This is a genomic window from Eggerthella sinensis (genome assembly GCF_003339815.1).
In the GTDB taxonomy this organism is placed as follows: domain Bacteria; phylum Actinomycetota; class Coriobacteriia; order Coriobacteriales; family Eggerthellaceae; genus Eggerthella; species Eggerthella sinensis.
Genome location: NZ_PPTT01000001.1, coordinates 23,821 through 40,538, shown reverse-complemented (window position 1 = coordinate 40,538; position 16,718 = coordinate 23,821). Strand labels below are relative to the sequence as shown.

Below are 16,718 nucleotides of genomic sequence, written 5' to 3'. Positions count from 1 at the left end.
CGTACGCGCGCATCATACGCATTACCCGACGGGCGCCGCACCCTCTCCGCGGCGCCCGTCTTTTTGCGTCTACCGGTAGCGTTCGATGAGGTCGATCACTTCTTGCTTGGAGTGGAGGTCGGTCTTTTCCAAGATGCGGCGGGTGTGCGTGCGGATGGTGTTCTCCGACACGAACAGCGCGTCGGCGATGACGCGCGCCGACCGCCCGCGGGCGATGAAGGGCAGCAGCTCGGCCTCGCGGCGCGTCAGGCTGAAGTCCTCGGCGATCATCTCGAAGACGGCGTCCTCGGATGGGGGCGCGGCGGGGACGGCCTGCGCCGGGGTAGGAGCCGCGGGGGCTTGCGGCATTGCGGGTGCGGCCGGAGTCGCGGGGACGGGCGCAACCGCGCCTGCGGGGGAGTGCTCCGCCGTCTCGCCCGCCGTCAGCTCGCCCGCGCCCGCTTCGGCGCGCGCTGCCTCGAGCACCGACGGCTTGCGCCGCGTGCCGTAGAACAGGCCCAATGCGGCCAGCACGTAGATGGCGCCCACCGACACGCCCACGATGAGCAGCGACGAGCTGTTCGGTATGAGCATGAGCAGGTACCCGATGCCGATGCCTATGAGGCGCGCGAGGATGGACAGCGCGCGCACGATGCCGCCGATGACGAAGCCCGAAACCGCGAAGTCGTAGGCGCTCGACGCCACCATGTACCAGATGATCACGTCGAACGCGCCGTAGCTCGCGCTCATCACGGCGTTGAGCACGATGGGGCTCGTCTCCCAGAAAAACGGCAGCACCGCGAAGAGGATGACGATGACGGGCACGATGACGCGGTACGCCAGCGCCAGGTCTAAGCGCTTGTGCGCGTACAGCACGAGGGCGATGAGCAGCACGGCCACCACGAGGTTCGCCACGAGCGGCGCCTGGTGGGCCTCGTTCACCGAGTTCACCGACAGCACCGTCATCTCCCACACGAGGCCGAACAGCAGCGATAGCACGAGGCTTGCCACGATAAGCGTGACGAGCGAGGCGAGCGCCGTGAGGTAGCGCTTGGAATTCGTGGTGCGCGCGTAGTTCCCGTCGGGAACCTCGGCATGGCAGCGGCGCAGACAGAGAAGCGACAGGACGGGCAACGGCAGCATGAGCAGCAGCGGCGGCGCGCTCTCGTACTCGGCCGCCAGCGAGATGCCCAGGAATAGCGCAGCCGTGAGCAGAAACGCCACGGGGATGTAGAACGAGGTGCGCGAGGGGTGCATGCGCCCGAAGTATTCGGCCCAGCTTCCCCAAAAGTAACCGTATCCCACGCCGGCAAGCGCCGAGCCGCCTATCAGCAGCGCGAGCATGACCGCTTCGTTGCCGCAGCGTCCTGCCACGTCGATCACCACGAGGCCCACGATGATGAACGCGCAGAACAGCCAGCCGGGCAGGCGGTCGAACGTGCGGGGGTCGCGTTCCATGAACGCCGCGATGGCGAACAGGGTGGTCATGTTCGCCACGAACGAGACGAGCACGACGAACGTCTCGAGCTCGGGCGTGTCCGCGGGGCCTTGCAGCAGGATGGAGCTGCGGAAGGTGAGCATGCTGCACGCCCAGAAAAACGCGAGCCCGATGTGGCGCAGCCGGAGCGTCTTCCACACCATGCGCATGCTGCGTCGATCGCGTCCGACCGCCAGCCGAGTGCTCAAATCCATCCCCCTCTTGGTCAACGGACGCGTAACAACCCGGTACCGACGTCCCGTTCTACTTGCGAAAAAATCCCTATTCATCAGGTGAAATAACGAAATCACCAGAAACTGATTACCCGGCCTTTCGCCGCCGCGCCTAGGATGGGCGGCAACGAGAAAGGACGAAACCGTGCGAGCCATGAACAACACAGCTTTCCTATTATCGCTCATTGCGCCGCTGTTTTCTCACCTGAAGGATGAGGAATACGGTCAGGTGCTGCGAAACGCCGCATGGCAGGACGTGCGTGCCGCGGCGGGCGACACGGCGGGCGCCGCGCTTGCGCTTCCCGCATGGCCGGTTCGTTCCTCGTTCCAAAACGAACTGCTCATGCCCGGCATGCCGCTTGCCGCCATGCCCGTGGAATCGCTGTACAAGCCGTGGTCCTCGCAGGAGGGCAACGCGTTCGGCGCCACGCGCGGCCTCTACATGGGCGATGCGGCGCGGCATATGTCGGCCCTGTACCGCCAGCTTTCCATCGACGTGCCCGCGTCCTTCGCCTCCATGCCCGATCACCTCACCCTCGAGCTCGAACTGCTGTCGCTCGTGCTCGAGGCGGGCAACGAGGAGGCCGCCCGACAGCTCGTGCATGACCACGTCGACTGGCTCGACGACTACGACGCAGCGCTTGCCAATCGGGCCGACATGGTGGCGCACAACGGCGCCCTGATCGACCAACGCCGCCGCACCCTGCTCGACGGCATCGCGTTTCTGCGGGCGCTCCTTGCGCTGGTGACCTCGATTACCCGCGCCATTCTGAATGAGCGAACCGAGGCGCCGCACGGATGCAGCAACCCCGTCCCCCTGTTTCATGCGGGACGATAAGCGATAGATAAGACGAGTTGAACTGCAAGAAAGGGAGGAAAGGAATGAGGGAGACAACGGTATCGCGTAGAACGTTCCTCAAGGGTTCGGCCGCTACGGCCGCGCTCGCCTGCGCCGCGGGTTCCATCTCGCTCGGCTCATGGCAGGCAGAGCGCGCCGTAGCGGACGAACCGTCCGCGACCAAAACCGCTCCGTCGCTGTGCAACGGCTGCTCGAGCAAGTGCGGCCTCGTGGCCACCACGGTGGACGGCCAGCTGTGGACGCTGCGCGGCAACGAGGGGCATCCGTACGCGAAAGGCCGCATCTGCGGACGCGGCCACGGCCTTGCCCAGATGGCGTACTCCGACGAGCGCGTGACGCAGCCCATGCGCCGCAAGGACGACGGCTCGTTCGAGCCCATCGACTGGGACACCGCGTTCAAGGAGATCGGCGAGAAGACGAAGGCCATCATCGAGAAGAACGGCCCCGAGTCGCTGGCCATCATCCAGGACCCGCGCCCGTCGGGCAAGCAGTACTCCGCGCGCTTCATGAACGCGCTCGGCTCGGCCAACGTGTACGCGCACTCCTCGTCGTGCAACCTGTCGAAGGAAAGCGCCTACCAGCTCACCATCGGCGCCACCGGGTTCTCCAACGACTTCGCCAACGCGAAGATGGTGCTGTTCATCGGCCGCAGCTACGGCGACGGCATCCGCCCCTCGTCGGTGCAGAGCCTGGCCGACGCGGCTGAGAACGGCACGCGCATCGTCATCGTGGACCCGCGCCTCAACAACTCCGGCATCTTCGCCAGCGATTGGGTGCCCATCAACCCCGGCACCGACCTCGCGCTGCTCCTGGCCATGGCGAACGTGCTCATCGAAGAGGACCTCTACGATCACGACTTCGTCGAGCAGAACACGTACGGCTTCGACGAGTTCGCCGCGCAGACCAAGGAGTACACGCCGACCTGGGCCGAGAAGATCACCGACATCCCGGCTGCAACCATCGAAGAGCTTGCCCGCGCCATGGCGAAGGCGGCCCCGGCGGCCTCCGTCGAGTCGGGTTGGCGCGCGGTCATCGGCTGCTCGTACAACAACTCGTTCGACACCGCCCGCGCCATCGCGGCCATCAACGCCCTGTTGGGCAGCTGGGGCGCGAAGGGCGGCGCGCTGCTCACGTCGTCCCCGAAGGCCGGCGCCATCGAGGACGCCCGCTTCAAGGCCCCGGCGAAGCCGGAAGCCAAGCGCGTGGGCGACGCGGAGTACCCGCTGGCCCTCGCGAGCGCCGGCACGAACGTCGCCGCGCTGCAGGCCGCGCTGAACGGCGAGATGAAGGGCCTGTTCTTCTACAACTCGAACGCTGCGAAGGGCTACGCGCAGCCGAAGAAGTGGACCGAGGCCTTCGAGAAGACCGACCTCGTGGTCACCATCGACGTGCAGATGTCCGAGACCGCGCTGCAGTCCGACTACGTCCTGCCCGAGGTCACCTACCTCGAGCGCCTCGAGCTGCCCGAGTTCGTGGGCGGCAAGAAGCACTTCGTGGGCATGCGCACCGTGGTGCTGGACAAGATTCATCCCGAGACGAAAACCTGCGACGAGATTTTCAACGGCCTGGCCGAAGCGTGCGGCGTGGGCGAGTACTTCCAGTTCACGGCCGAGGATTGGGCTGAAGCGCAGCTGGCCACCGTGGGCGTGACCCTCGACCAGATGAAGAAGGACGGCGTGATCGAGCTGCCCGACCCGAACTTCCAGTATGGCGTGCCCACGTTCAAGACGACCTCCGGCAAGTTCGAGTTCAAAACCGACAAGGTGGGCGACGCCGGCCTCAACCCGGTGATCGGCTGGGTGCCGCGCAAGGTGACCCCGAAGGACGGCGAGTTCTCCATCATCGGCGGCAAGCAGGGCATCCACTCCCACACCATGACGCAGAACATCGAAGCGCTCAACGCCATCTCGCGCGAGTACCACATGGAGCGCCTGTGGATGGCCGCGAAGGACGCCGAGCAGCTGGGCGTGCAGACGGGCGATACCGTGGAGGTGGCCTCGAGCGAGCACACCGGCCAGGTGGAGGTGCGCGTGACGCAGCGCCTCAAGCCCGGCGTGGTGTTCCTGCCCACGCACTACGGCGGAGATTCGCCGACCCAGACCCGCGCGTATCAGTACGGCATCAGCCTGAACGACTTCATTCCCCTCGACGCCGAACCGGGCGTGGGCTCCATGATGAGCCAGGAAGTGGCCGTTACGGTGAAGAAGGTGGAGGCGTAACATGGCACGCTACGGAATGCTCATCAACACGAAAAAGTGCGTCGGCTGCTCGGCCTGCCGCATCGCCTGCCAGATGAAGAACCATCTGGAAACGGGGGAGTCGTTCATCAAGTACCACGAGATCGAGACGGGGGAGTACCCCAACGTCTACAACGAGATCGTGCCCACCCAGTGCATGCACTGCGAAGACGCGCCCTGCGCCGCCGTGTGCCCGACGCACGCCACCTACATCACCGACTCCGGCGTGGTGCTGGTGGATGCGGAGAAGTGCATCGGATGCAAGTACTGCATGGCCGCGTGTCCCTACGACGCCCGCATCGTGCAAGAATCCACCGGCGTGGTGGAGAAGTGCCGCTTCTGCTGGGACGGCGAGAATCCGGGCAACCCGCCGGCGTGCGTGGGAACCTGCATCTCGGGCGCGCGCATCTTCGGCGACCTCGATGATCCGAACAGCGAGATCAACCAAGCAATTGCGCGCTACCATGCGCAGCCGCTCGCCGACAATCTGACCGCTTCGAAAATCTACTACGTGAGGTGATGAACCATGGTTTGGGGACCTATGATCGCATGGTACCTGTTTTTGGCCGGCGCGTCGGCGGGGGCGTTCCTGACGGCCGCGTTCGTCGAAGCCAAGTACCCTGAGAGCGTTAAGATGCGCGTTGCCGGCCGCATCATCGCTCCCATCTTCATCGGCATCGGCCTGCTCATGCTCATGCTTGACGCCGAGGCCGGGCTGCACAACCCGCTGCGCTTCTTCTGGCTCGTCTCGAACCCCGGTTCGGTGATGACGCTGGGCGTGTACTTCATCTGCATCTACATGCCGGTGGCGCTCGTGGTGGCCCTGCTTGAGATCCTGAAGAAGCGCGTGCCGAAGTGGTTGACGTGGATCGGCATCGTGTTCGCCTTCGCCGTGGCGGCCTATACGGGCTTTTTGCTGGGCGTCGTCAAGGCGGTGCCGCTGTGGAACAACGCCATCCTGCCCATCCTGTTCGTGGTGTCGGCGCTGTCGGCGGGCCTTGCGGCCACGTCGCTCGTGGGGCTCATCCTCGATCGCGAGCGCTTCGAGCAGATGTGGCTCATCAAGAAGTCGCACGTCGTCCTGTCCGTCGTGGAGATGGTGGTGCTCGCAACGATGCTGGTCATCGTCAGCGCCGGCAGCTTCGAAGGCGCGGCATCGGTGCAGGAGCTCGTGGCCGGGCAGTATGCGCCGGCGTTCTGGGGCGGCATCGTGCTGCTGGGTTTGGTGGCGCCGTTCCTCATCGAGGGCTATCCGGTGTTCATCGCGAAGCGCGTCGAAACGTCGACGACCTCCATGGTGGTCAGCGCCATCGGCGAGGCCGGGGTGCTCGTGGGCGGCTTCCTCCTGCGCCTGCTCGTCATCTTGGCGGCGCTCCCCGTGCTGTTCCTCTAGCTTGCCCGCGCGTCCCGCCCACCCCCTGGCGGGACGCTTTTCGGCAGCTCGGCCTCCTTCGAGCTTGCCGTTCCCCCTCCCTAGGGCGTCACGCATACCCCCTCCGCGTGGCGCCCGCCTGTATTGAGACGAATCGAGGTGCACTATATGGAAGATTCCCGTGCTGTGCATTGGGGCATGGTCATCGACCTTGCGAAGTGCGTCGGGTGCGACTCGTGCACCGTGGCGTGCAAGGCGGAGAACCGCACGCCGCCGGGCGTCACGTACAACGTGGTGCTTGAGCAGGAGACGGGCACGTATCCCAACGTGCGCATCGAGGCGGTGCCGCGCCCGTGCATGCAGTGCGAAGACCCCGCCTGCGTGTCGGTGTGCCCGGTGCGCGCCACGTACCGCGGCGAGGACGGCATCGTGGTGATCGACGCCGACCGCTGCATCGGGTGCAAGTACTGCATCGCCGCGTGCCCCTACGGGGCGCGCTCGGCCGACGAGGGCTCGTCGTACGCCGCCGAGATGCAGGCGGCCGACCAGGTGACGGCGCCCGAGTACGGCGTGGAGCGCGGCGCGCGCGGGAAGTACGCGGGCACGTACGGCACGGTGCGCAAGTGCACGTTCTGCGCGCATCGCATCGCCGAAGGCGAGGCGCCGGCGTGCTGCGAGACGTGCATCGGCGACGCGCGGTACTTCGGCGACTTGAACGACCCGGAATCGAAGGTGGCGCAGCTGGCCGCCTCGCCGCGGGCGTTCCGCCTGCGCGAAGAGCTAGGTACGAATCCATCCGTCTACTACCTGAAATGATCGGGGTGACTATCCATGGCATCTAACACAACGAGGAAGGGCGCGCCGCGCACGTACGCGCTGCCCGCGCCGTTCTCGCGCCGCGCCACCGTCGGGTGGGCCGTTATCGTGGGCGCGCTGCTGGCGGCGGGCGCGTTCTTCATGTTCGACCGCCTGGCCAACGGGCTGGGCATGGCCGGGGCCACGAACGCCGTGCCCTGGGGTTTGTGGGTGGTGGTGTACATCTGGTTCTCCGGGCTGGCGGGCGGCTTGTACCTGCTGTCGGCTTTGGTGTATCTGCTGAGGCTGCCGCGCTTCGCGCCCATCGCGCGGCTGTCGCTGGGACTGAGCATCGTGTCGCTTGTCGTGTCGATGATCTTCATTGGCATCGACCTGGGCGCCATCCGGCATTCGCTGGGCACGCTGCTGTTCTTCCACTGGTCGTCGCCCTTGGCGTGGGAGATCAAGGCGTATATGTTCTTCATGGCGGTGGCCATCGCGCAGTTCGCGCTGGTGCTGTGGAACGACAGGCGCACAGCGCGCGAGGGCGCGGATGCCGCGGGTTCGGGCGCTGGCGCTGGCGCGCCGAGCGCGGCGGCGCTGCGGCGGCGCGGCAACGTGAACCTGGCCATCCGCGTGCTGGCCGGCGTGGGCGTGGCCACGTCGTTCGTGGGGCCTCCGGGCGGCACGGGCATGTTCTTCGCCGCGGTGAAGACGCGCGGGCTGTGGGAGGGCGGCATCACGTCGGTGCTGTTCTACGTCATGGCCATCGTGACGGCGGCCGCGTTCCTCATCGTGGCGTTCCGGCTGCTGGCCCGCCTGCGCGGGGCGCGTTCCGAGGCGGGCGTGCTCGTGGGGTTGAACCGCGTGCTGGCCGCGTCGCTGTTCGCGCTTGCGTTCTGCGTGTTCTTCCAGGTGGCGCCCGCGCTCTTGTCGGGCGATCCGGCCGTGGCCGCCGCTGTGCAGGTGATGGTGGCGGGGTCGTTGGCGCCGCTGTTCTGGGTGGGCGAGATCGGCCTGGGGCTGGTGCTGCCGGCCGTGCTGCTGGCGGTGGGCGCGCTGCGCGGGCGCCGGGCTGCGAGCGGTGTTGCTGCCGGTGCCGCCGGTGGCGCTGCGGGCGGCGCGTGGGCCGTGGGCGCGGCCCTCTCCGCGATGGCGGGCATCCTCGCGCTGCGGTACGTGCTGGTGGTGGCCGGGTTCTCCGTGCCGCTGCTGGACGGCATGCCCGCGCCGGTGTACGTGCCCAGCGTGGGAGAGGTGATGGTGGCCCTGTTCGTGCTGGGGCTGGCCGTCGGCTGCTACGGGCTGGCCGTGCGCCTGCTGCCGCTCGAGCGCGTGGGCGCGAGCGAGGGCGAAGCGCGGTTGGAGAGCGCGTACGCGGACGCGTACGCCGATGCGGACGCGGCGTTTGGTGCGGCGGCGCGCGATGAGGTTTCGACGGGCAAGGAGGTGCGCGATGGAGGCGCAGCGTAAGGACGAAGCGCAGGAGCGTGCCGGCATGTTCGGCACGCCGTCGCGCCGCGCCGTCATCGGCGCGAGCTGCGCGGTGGCTGCGGGCGCGGTGCTGGCCGGTGGAGGATTGGGGGCGTACATGGCAACCGACAACCCGATGACCGACGAGCCGCACGGACGCGGCAGCGCTACCGGCGCGTACGCGGCCGACGACGTCATCCTGTCCATGTGCAACAACTGCAACACGTACTGCACCATCAAGGTGCGCGTGGCCGATGCGGCCGACGGCGCGGGCGCCAACGAGGGCGCCACGGCGCTCGTGCGCAAGATTGCGGGCAACCCGTACTCGCCGCTCAACTCGCAGCCCTATGCGCCCGTGCCCTACGCGACGCGCCCGGAGGACGCGCTTGCGCCCGGCGACGACATGGCCCGCGCGGGCCGCGCTACGAACGGCGGCATGATCTGCCTCAAGGGCCAGTCGGGCATCCAGCTGGCGCACGACACCTTCCGCATCACGCAACCGCTGCGCCGCGTGGGCGCGCGCGGCTCCGACGAGTGGGAGACGGTGAGCTGGGACACGGCCCTCGACGAGATCGTGCACGGCTCGTCCGCGCTCGGCACGCCGGGCATTGCCGAGTGGTACGCTTGGGCGCCGAAGAAGCAGGTGGAGGCCGATGTGGCACTCGTGGAGTCCGGCGAGATGGGGCAGGACGAGTTCGACCGGAAATGGGCCGACACGCTCATCGACACGAAGCACCCCGACCTCGGCCCGAAGTCTAACCTGTTCTGCTCGGCGGGCGGCGACCGCATGTTCCTCATCGGCGACCGCCTCACGCAAAACGGCTTCGGCTCGGTGAACAACTTCAACCACGGCGGCGTGTGCGGCATGACCGGCGTCATGGGCAACGTGCGCACGCACCCCACCACGAACCACAAGCGCATGTACGCCGACATCGACCACTGCGAATGCCTCATCATCTGGGGCACCGAGCCCATGACGGCGAACAAGGGGCCGTCGTGGCTGGCCCCGCGGCTGTCGGTGGCGCGCGAGCGCGGCATGAAGCTGTACGTGGTGGACCCGCGCCAGGGCCGCAGCGCGTCGAAGGCCGACGGGTGGCTGCCCGTGATGCCCGGCAAGGACGCCGAGCTGGCCTTCGCCCTGATGTCGTGGATCTTCGCGAACGAGCGCTACGACGCTCGTTATCTGGCGGCGCCCGGAAAGAAGGCGGCTGCGGCGCTGGGCGAGCCCACCTGGTCGGACGCGGCGCACCTCGTGGCGGTGGATCTGCCGAACCGGCCCATCGTCACGGCGAAGGTGCTCGGGCGCGCGGGCGAGGCCGGCGCCGACGATGCCGCGCTGGCGGAAGACGCGCGGTTCGTGTTCGTGGACGGCCAGCTCGTGGCCGCCGATGCCGTCGACGGTGCGGCCGACTTGCTGGTGGATACCGAGATCGAGATCAAGGGCAAGCCGGCGCGGGTGAAGAGCGTGTTCCAGCTGTTGAAGGAGCGCGTGGAAGAGCGCTCGCTCGAGGAGTACGCCGCCGACGCGGGCATCGAGCCCGCAGTGGTGGAGGACGTGGCGCGCGAGTTCACGAGCCACGGCAAGCGCGCCTGCGTCATGAGCTACCGCGGCCCCGCCATGCATGCGAACGGCTACGACGCCGTGCGCGCGGTGGGCTACCTCAACTTCCTCATCGGCAACCACGACTGGAAGGGCGGGCACCTGGCCGCTGGGGCGAAGTTCGCGCCGTACACCGGCCGCTACGACCTGCAAACGGTGCCCGACGCGCACGCGGGCTGGGGTATTCCCATCACGCGCCAGAAGACGCAGTACGAGAACACGAGCTACTTCAAGCAGGACGGCTATCCCGCGTCGCGCCCGTGGTACCCGCTGCCGGGCAACCTGTCGCACGAGATCATCCCCACGCTGCGCGCGGGCTACGTGTACGACCATCTGGGCGCGCTGTTCATCCATCGCCACTCGCTCGTGGATTCCACGCCGGGCGGGCAGCGCCTGGCCGACGTGCTGGGCGACCCCGACAAGATCAACCTGCTCGTGTCGTTCGACGTGGAGGTGGGCGACACCTCGCGCTACGCCGACTTCGTGCTGCCCGACAAGACCTACCTCGAGCGGTTCAGCCAGGAATCCATCTACCCGAACCAGCAGTACCAGCTCATCCAGCTGGGGCAGCCGGCCATCCGTGCCTACGAGGGCCCGCGCTCGGTGGAGGACGTGTACTTCGACCTCATGCAGCGCCTTGAGCTGCCGGGCGTGGGCGAGAGTGCCGTGCCGGTCGGCAAGGACGGTGCGGGCGGCACGGCGGCGCTTTCGACCGAGTACGACTACTGGTTGAAGATGGCCGCGAACGTGGCGTACGCCGGCGAGAATCCGGTGCCCGACGCCGACGATGACGAGCTGGCCCTGTTCGAGCGTGCCCGCACGCGGGCGCTCGGCGACGCGTTCGACCTTGCGGCGTGGAAGGCGGCCGTCACCGAGGAGGAGTGGCCGAAGGTGGTGTACGTGCTCAACCGCGGCGGCCGCTTCGGCTCGGCCGACCCGGCGAAGGACGACGGCTACGAAGGCGACCTCATCAAGACGCGTTACGGTGGGATGTGCGCGTTCTACGATCCGAAGACGGCCTCGCTGAAGAACGCCCTGACCGGCGAGAACTTCGACGGCATGGCGCACGCGGCTCCCGTGGCGCTCGCCGACGGCACGCCGATGGAGCATGCTGCCGACCGACCGCTCGCCTTCATCAACTGGAAGGCCCGCACGAACGGCACGCACCGCACCATCGCCTCGTCGTGGCTGCGCGAGCTGTCCACCGAGAACTTCGTGTGGATGGCCCCGGCCGACGCCGCCGCGCGCGGACTGGCGAACGGCGACGCCGTGGACATCGTGGGCCCCGAGGGCGTTTTGGCCGGTCACGTGCGCGTGACCGAGGGTATCCGCCCCGGCGTGGTGGGAGCGAACTACTCGTTCGGCCATCAGGGCTACGCCGCCCGCGCCGTGCGCATCGACGGCGAGGACGTGGGCCCCGCGCCCGACTACCTGGAAGAGGAGGGCATCCTCGACGGCGACGAGCCCGGCAAGCAGAAGACCGGCTACGCCGGCGGTCGCGGTCGCGGCTTCTGCATGAACGAGCTGCTGCCCGAGGACACCGCCGCGGCAGGCGGAGGCGGCATCTGCGACCCCATCGGCGGCGGAGCCGCCCAATTCGACCTATGGGTTGACGTGCAGAAACATAGGTGACGCGCTTCGCGCAGGAGCGCCGCTTCTATGGCGCGGAGGGAGATGCGCGGCTGAGCACCTCCCTCCGCGCCGATCCAACCCGGCCGCGGCCTGCAATCGGCGCGGCCAATGACGCCCAGGTCTCTGAGCCTTCTGCCGCGCCAGAAAAAAAGCTCGCACCAGAAAAAAGCCCCACGCCCGAAGAACCCCGCGCCCAAAAAGCTCCATGCCCAAAAAAAGCCCCGCGCCCAACAAGCCTCTTTTACCGTAACTGTGGAAATCGCTTGGAGCTGGCAACATTCCCAAACCTACGGGGGTTTTCGGTTCCGGTATACTTGCCCGCTGTGAAATCGCTCCTGCAAACATATGAACGGTATACCAGCCCCCGGCAGCTCTCGCGGCATCGGGCGCGCCGGTTTCTTTTTGCGGCATCTGACACCCCGCTTTCGAGCATGAGGGTGTAGTCCTCGCCGCGTTTCCCCTTGTCACTATATCTTTTTCGTCGCCGACGGCCGAGCCGCCGCACGGTCTTCGACGCCCTCATATAAGGAAGTTGATGCAATCTTGAATGAACAACAATTGGTGGCCCAGCAGCACAAGGTAACCCGCAAGGAGATCACCGTCATCGGCATCGTGCTGGCCGGCGCGTTCCTCGCCATCCTCAACCAGACCGTCCTGTCGCCCGCATTGCCGAAGCTCATGGACGCCTTCGCCATCTCGGCCGGCACGGCGCAGTGGGTGACTTCCATCTACATGCTAGTCAACGGCATCATGGTGCCCATCACCGGGTTCCTCATCGACCGCTTCTCCACGCGCAAGCTGTTCTTCGCGTCCCTCGTGGCGTTCATCGTGGGCACGGCGCTGTGCGCGGCCGCGCCCTCGTTCGAGCTGCTTATCATCGGGCGTATCCTGCAGGCGGCCGGCGCGGGCGTGCAGCTGCCGCTCGTGGGCGTGGTGCCCATGCTCATCTTCCCGCCCGAGAAGCGCGGCACGGCCATGGGCATGGCCGGCATCGTCATGAGCTGCGCGCCGGCGGCCGGTCCCGTGCTGGCGGGCGGCATCATCGACTCGTGGGGCTGGCGCATGATGTTCTGGGCGATGATTCCCCTGGCCATCATCGTGCTTATCGTGAGCATCGTCGCGCTGACGAACGTCGGCACGCTCAAGCGCCCGCACCTCGACGTGCCGTCCATCATCCTGTCCACGTTCGCGTTCGGCGGCCTTCTGTACGGGTTCTCGAGCGCCAGCACGATGGGCTGGGACAGCCCCGTGGTCATCGGCTCCATCGCCGTCGGCGTGGTGGCGCTCGTGTGGTTCATCCATCGGCAGCTGCACATCGACGAGCCGCTGCTGCAGCTGCGCGCCCTCAAAACGCCGACGTTCGCCTACTCCGCCATCATCGTGACGGTGGTGAACTCGGCGCTGGCCGTGGGCAGCGTCATCCTGCCCATCTACCTGCAGAACGTCCTGGGCCTCACGGCGTTTGAAACCGGCATCCTCATGACACCGGGCGCCGTGGCCACCATCTTCCTGAGCCCCGTGAGCGGCATGCTGTTCGACAAGTTCGGGCCGCGCGTCATCGCCATCGTGGGCCTGACCGGGCTCACCGCCTCGTTGGCGGCGCTGTCCTTCGTCGACGATACCACCGTGGTGGCGTACCTCGTGGTGTTCTACGTCATCCAATCCTCGGGCCTCACGCTGGCGAACATGCCGGTGACCACCTGGGGCATCAACGCGCTGCCGAACGACATGATTGCCCACGGCAACGCCATCAGCAACACGGGGCGCCAGGTGGGCGGCGCGGTGAGCACGGCGCTCATCGTCACCGTCATGACCATGGTGACCTCCGCGAACGCCGAGGCCGGCCCCGTGGCGTCCACGGCTGCGGGCATTGACGTGGCGTACGGCATTTCCGCGGCGGTGGCGGCGATTGCTCTCATCATCGCTATCTTGAAGGTGCGCAACCCGAAGAAAAAGGCCGTGGCGACGCCCGCCGCTCAGGAAGCGGCGGCCTACGCGGTCGATATGCAGGAAGCTCAGGAAGGAGCCGGACGATGAACCGCACAATTGGCGACATCATGGAACGCGACGTGTACACGTGCCGCTACGATCAGAACCTCGGCGAGGTGGTGGCCCTGTTCAACGAGTACGGCACGAGCGGCCTCGCCGTCATCGACGAGGAGCGCCACGTGGTGGGCTTCATCAGCGACGGCGACATCATGAAGGCGGTGGCCGCGCAGAAAACGCGTTCCATCTTCGGCGGCGGGTACGCCAACATGGTGCTGTACGACAACGAGTCCTTCGAGGAGAAGGCCCGCGCGCTCAAGCATCGCAACGTCATGGAGTTGGCCGTGCAGAAGGTGCTGTGCGCCACGGCCGACCAGTCGGTGGGCGAGATCGCCGACGTGCTGGCGAAGAAGAAGTTCAAGAAGGTGCCGGTCATCGACGAGAACGGCAGGCTCATCGGCGTGGTGCGGCGTGCCACCATCACGCGCTACCTGTTCGACGTGCTGTTCGGCGAGCAGGGTGCGGCGCCGTCGGCGACCACCGCGTAACGCGCCGAGCGCCCGTTGGTGGTGCGCTTGCACAAAACCGCGCCGCCGTGCGTGCGGGCGCTCTATACTGAGAGGATCGGGCGGTGCCGTCGAGGCGCCGCCGTCCATCAGCGAAAGGAGCGCCGCATGAAGGTGATCGTGGTCGGGTGTCATGGACAGATGGGGCAGCCCATCAGCCGTTTCGTGGACGAGCGCGAGGGCATGGAGCTCGTGGGCGGCGTAGGCCCCGTTGGGCGCGACTACATCGGGCGCGACCTGGGCCAGGTGGTGGGCCTCGGGCGCGACCTGGGCATTCCCGTGGTGGACGACCTTGCTTCCATCATCGACCAGTGCGATGCGCTCATCGACGTGTCAAGCGTGGAGCAGTGCCTGCAAACGCTCGATCTGGCCGTGGCGCACAAGAAGGCCCTCGTCACCGCCAGCACCGGGTTCACGCCGGAGCAGTTCGAGCGCTTCGAGGCGGCGGGCGCGGAAATCCCCGTCATCTTCAAGTGCAACACGTCGAAGATGGTGAACGTCATGCTGAAGCTCGTGGAGCTGGCGGCCAAGGCGCTCGTGGACGAGACGGACATCGAGATCATCGACCAGCACGACCGCTACAAGCTGGACGCCCCCAGCGGCACGGCCGTCATCATCGGCAACATGATTGCCGAGCTCAAGGGCACCACCCTCGACGAGCTGGCCGAATACGGCCGCGGCGGCCACGGTGCCCGCAAGCCCGGCGGCGTGGGCTTCCACTCGCTGCGCGCCGGCGACATCACGAGCGACCACAAGGTGTTCTTCGGCGGCATGGGCGAGCGGTTGGAAATCACCCACTACTCCTACAGCGACGACTGCTTCGCCCGCGGCGCCGTGGACTGCGCGGCGTTCCTCCACGGCAAGCCCGCCGGCGTCTACAACATCAAAGAGGTGTTCGACCTGTAGAATGTGGCAGAAATGACGGGTATGGTAAAGCAGCTCTTTCTTTTTGCGCGGCGATAAGATCTCCGACCAGGTGAAATGCAATCCGCCGCGCAAGGAGGGGGCGCGCAAGGAGGGGGCGCGCAAGGAGAAGGCGCGCAAGGAGGGGGCGCGCAAGGAGGGGGCGCGCAAGGAGAAGGCGCGCAAGGAGGGGGCGCGCAAAAAGCGTAGCTGCTCGCGCCAATCGTCGCCCGCAAGCCTTACGGGCGGCGGGCGTTGCGGGCGGCGAGCACGAAGAGGGCGAACGTCGCTGCGGCGAGGGCGGCCAGCAGGGCGAGCGGGGGCGTGGGATCGCCGGTTCTCACGATGGTGTCGCTTGCCGCCTGGGCGGCCACCTCGGCGGGCGCATTCGGCGCGCCGCCGCCCGCTTGATCCCCGCCGTCCTCCTGCGCGGTGAACACCCAGCGCAGACGGTGCGAGGAATCGGCCAGCTCATTGCCCACGCTCGTGGGCACCCTGATGGCCACGTCGGTTTCGAAGGAGCCGTCGCGGTCGAGCGAGACGAGCTTCGTGTCGCGGTCGAGCCGGCGGTCTCGCCCGAGGGCGCCATCGCTCACGCCGGCGCCGTCGGCGGTGACGGTCAGCTCGACGGCTTCGAGCCCGGCGGTCTCGGCGGCGTCGTAGTCGGTGCGCAGGTAGAGCGTGGTGGGGCGATCGAGGTGCTCGGCCACCACGGTGAACTGCTGCGACAGCTCGTCGCCCGGAACGAGGTCCTTGAACGACGCGAACAGGTCCGAACCTTCCACGTTGCGGTACGAGAACGACTTGGACGCGCCGTCGTACACGAGCGTGGGTTGCTGGGCTGGCGCGGCGAACGCTGCGATGGCCATGCCCACCGTGCACGCGAACAGCGCCGCGGTCAGGACGGCGGCAACCGCCCACCATCGTTGCACGCGCGTCATGACGCCGCTCCTTCCTCAGCTGCGGCGGCGGGCGCCGGTATGCTCGCCACATCCAGCAGTCCGTCGGCCAGCACGGGAGCGCCCCAGGCGCCTGTCACCGCATCGGCGGGATGCGCCTGAATCGCCTGCACGGCGATATCCACCACGAGGTGCCGGTCGCTGGACGTCGAGGTGGGGGAGCACGTGTCGATCAGGTTCGTCGTGGAGGCGCCGGGTGCGAGCGGCGCGGTGTAGTAGTACAGCCCGTCGCGCGCCATGTTCCAGGACCCGCCGGCACTGTCGGCTGCGGTGCCCCAGGTCATGCTGTAGTCCACGCCGTAGCGGGGCGCATCCCACAGCTGCGCGCCGTCGGCGTCCTGCCACGCGATGCTCACGACGGCGCGCACGTACACGTCCACGTTGTTGGGCTGATCGTTCGCCACGCGCACGTCGCGCTTGAGCGCGCCGCCATCGGCGAAGTCCTCCACCACGGTGGGTTGGGCCGTGCCTGCGACGAAGCGGTTCGCCGTGCTGGTCTGGGCCGTCAGCCACGCGAGCGCCGTGCCGGCGCCCGCCATCGTCACGAGCACGCACGCGAGCGCGGCGGCAACGGCGATGCGCCGCGTGCGGTGCGAGCGCTTCGCTTCCGCATCTTGATCGTTTCGCGGGATATGCACCTTGCCCGC

13 protein-coding genes are annotated in these 16,718 nt (G+C 67.5%); 10 read left to right on the top strand and 3 right to left on the bottom strand.

Annotation, left to right across the window (positions count from 1 at the left end):
- Positions 1-69 precede the first annotated feature (69 nt).
- Positions 70-1,671: a helix-turn-helix domain-containing protein gene (locus C1876_RS00135; protein ID WP_244909975.1), complete on the bottom strand. Its 1,602-nt coding sequence runs from the start codon at positions 1,669-1,671 to the stop codon at positions 70-72.
- Between the two features lie 172 nt (positions 1,672-1,843).
- Here C1876_RS00135 and C1876_RS00130 point away from each other — a divergent pair, with 172 nt between their 5' ends.
- The 10 genes from C1876_RS00130 (at position 1,844) to dapB (ending at position 15,115) form a co-directional block, all read left to right on the top strand.
- Positions 1,844-2,527, top strand: coding sequence for a molecular chaperone TorD family protein (locus C1876_RS00130; protein ID WP_244909974.1), 684 nt, complete (start codon positions 1,844-1,846; stop codon positions 2,525-2,527).
- A gap of 44 nt (positions 2,528-2,571) precedes the next feature.
- Positions 2,572-4,767, top strand: coding sequence for a molybdopterin-containing oxidoreductase family protein (locus tag C1876_RS00125; RefSeq protein ID WP_114544694.1), 2,196 nt, complete (start codon positions 2,572-2,574; stop codon positions 4,765-4,767).
- Between the two features lies 1 nt (position 4,768).
- Positions 4,769-5,305, top strand: coding sequence for a 4Fe-4S dicluster domain-containing protein (locus C1876_RS00120; protein WP_114544693.1), 537 nt, complete (start codon positions 4,769-4,771; stop codon positions 5,303-5,305).
- A 6-nt stretch (positions 5,306-5,311) separates the two neighbouring features.
- Complete coding sequence (gene nrfD, locus C1876_RS00115; protein WP_114544692.1) at positions 5,312-6,178, top strand: NrfD/PsrC family molybdoenzyme membrane anchor subunit; 867 nt, start codon at positions 5,312-5,314, stop codon at positions 6,176-6,178.
- A 147-nt stretch (positions 6,179-6,325) separates the two neighbouring features.
- The gene (locus C1876_RS00110) at positions 6,326-6,973 is read left to right on the top strand and encodes a 4Fe-4S dicluster domain-containing protein (protein ID WP_114544691.1); all 648 of its coding nucleotides are present in this window, start codon (positions 6,326-6,328) and stop codon (positions 6,971-6,973) included.
- A 15-nt stretch (positions 6,974-6,988) separates the two neighbouring features.
- Positions 6,989-8,425 carry an NrfD/PsrC family molybdoenzyme membrane anchor subunit gene (gene nrfD, locus C1876_RS00105; RefSeq protein WP_114544690.1) on the top strand — a complete coding sequence of 479 codons (1,437 nt, stop codon included), beginning with the start codon at positions 6,989-6,991 and terminating at the stop codon, positions 8,423-8,425.
- The gene (locus C1876_RS00100; RefSeq protein WP_114544689.1) at positions 8,409-11,657 is read left to right on the top strand and encodes a molybdopterin-dependent oxidoreductase; all 3,249 of its coding nucleotides are present in this window, start codon (positions 8,409-8,411) and stop codon (positions 11,655-11,657) included. The genes nrfD (C1876_RS00105) and C1876_RS00100 overlap by 17 nt, the downstream gene beginning before the upstream one ends.
- Positions 11,658-12,200: 543 nt before the next feature.
- On the top strand, positions 12,201-13,694 hold the full coding sequence (locus C1876_RS00095; RefSeq protein ID WP_244909973.1) for an MDR family MFS transporter: 1,494 nt from the start codon (positions 12,201-12,203) through the stop codon (positions 13,692-13,694).
- Positions 13,691-14,191 carry a CBS domain-containing protein gene (locus tag C1876_RS00090; protein WP_114544687.1) on the top strand — a complete coding sequence of 167 codons (501 nt, stop codon included), beginning with the start codon at positions 13,691-13,693 and terminating at the stop codon, positions 14,189-14,191. Before C1876_RS00095 ends, C1876_RS00090 begins: the two co-directional genes overlap by 4 nt.
- A gap of 126 nt (positions 14,192-14,317) precedes the next feature.
- Entirely contained in the window at positions 14,318-15,115 is a 798-nt protein-coding gene (dapB, locus tag C1876_RS00085) for a 4-hydroxy-tetrahydrodipicolinate reductase (protein ID WP_114544686.1), read from the top strand.
- Positions 15,116-15,351: 236 nt separating this feature from the next.
- On the opposite strand, the gene C1876_RS00080 is transcribed toward dapB, so the two are convergent.
- Both C1876_RS00080 and C1876_RS00075 read right to left on the bottom strand, forming a co-directional pair.
- Positions 15,352-16,053 (bottom strand): hypothetical protein, encoded by a 702-nt coding sequence (locus tag C1876_RS00080; protein ID WP_114544685.1) that lies wholly within the window; start codon positions 16,051-16,053, stop codon positions 15,352-15,354.
- Positions 16,050-16,709: a hypothetical protein gene (locus C1876_RS00075; RefSeq protein WP_114544684.1), complete on the bottom strand. Its 660-nt coding sequence runs from the start codon at positions 16,707-16,709 to the stop codon at positions 16,050-16,052. The genes C1876_RS00080 and C1876_RS00075 overlap by 4 nt, the downstream gene beginning before the upstream one ends.
- Positions 16,710-16,718 lie beyond the last annotated feature (9 nt).

Coding starts and splice junctions, on each gene's coding strand:
- C1876_RS00135 (WP_244909975.1), bottom strand. CDS start 1,671: ATGGATTTGAGCACTCGGCTGGCGGTCGGACGCGATCGACGCAGCATG.
- C1876_RS00090 (WP_114544687.1), top strand. CDS start 13,691: ATGAACCGCACAATTGGCGACATCATGGAACGCGACGTGTACACGTGC.
- nrfD (WP_114544690.1), top strand. CDS start 6,989: ATGGCATCTAACACAACGAGGAAGGGCGCGCCGCGCACGTACGCGCTG.
- C1876_RS00110 (WP_114544691.1), top strand. CDS start 6,326: ATGGAAGATTCCCGTGCTGTGCATTGGGGCATGGTCATCGACCTTGCG.
- C1876_RS00125 (WP_114544694.1), top strand. CDS start 2,572: ATGAGGGAGACAACGGTATCGCGTAGAACGTTCCTCAAGGGTTCGGCC.
- nrfD (WP_114544692.1), top strand. CDS start 5,312: ATGGTTTGGGGACCTATGATCGCATGGTACCTGTTTTTGGCCGGCGCG.
- C1876_RS00080 (WP_114544685.1), bottom strand. CDS start 16,053: ATGACGCGCGTGCAACGATGGTGGGCGGTTGCCGCCGTCCTGACCGCG.
- dapB (WP_114544686.1), top strand. CDS start 14,318: ATGAAGGTGATCGTGGTCGGGTGTCATGGACAGATGGGGCAGCCCATC.
- C1876_RS00120 (WP_114544693.1), top strand. CDS start 4,769: ATGGCACGCTACGGAATGCTCATCAACACGAAAAAGTGCGTCGGCTGC.
- C1876_RS00100 (WP_114544689.1), top strand. CDS start 8,409: ATGGAGGCGCAGCGTAAGGACGAAGCGCAGGAGCGTGCCGGCATGTTC.
- C1876_RS00130 (WP_244909974.1), top strand. CDS start 1,844: ATGAACAACACAGCTTTCCTATTATCGCTCATTGCGCCGCTGTTTTCT.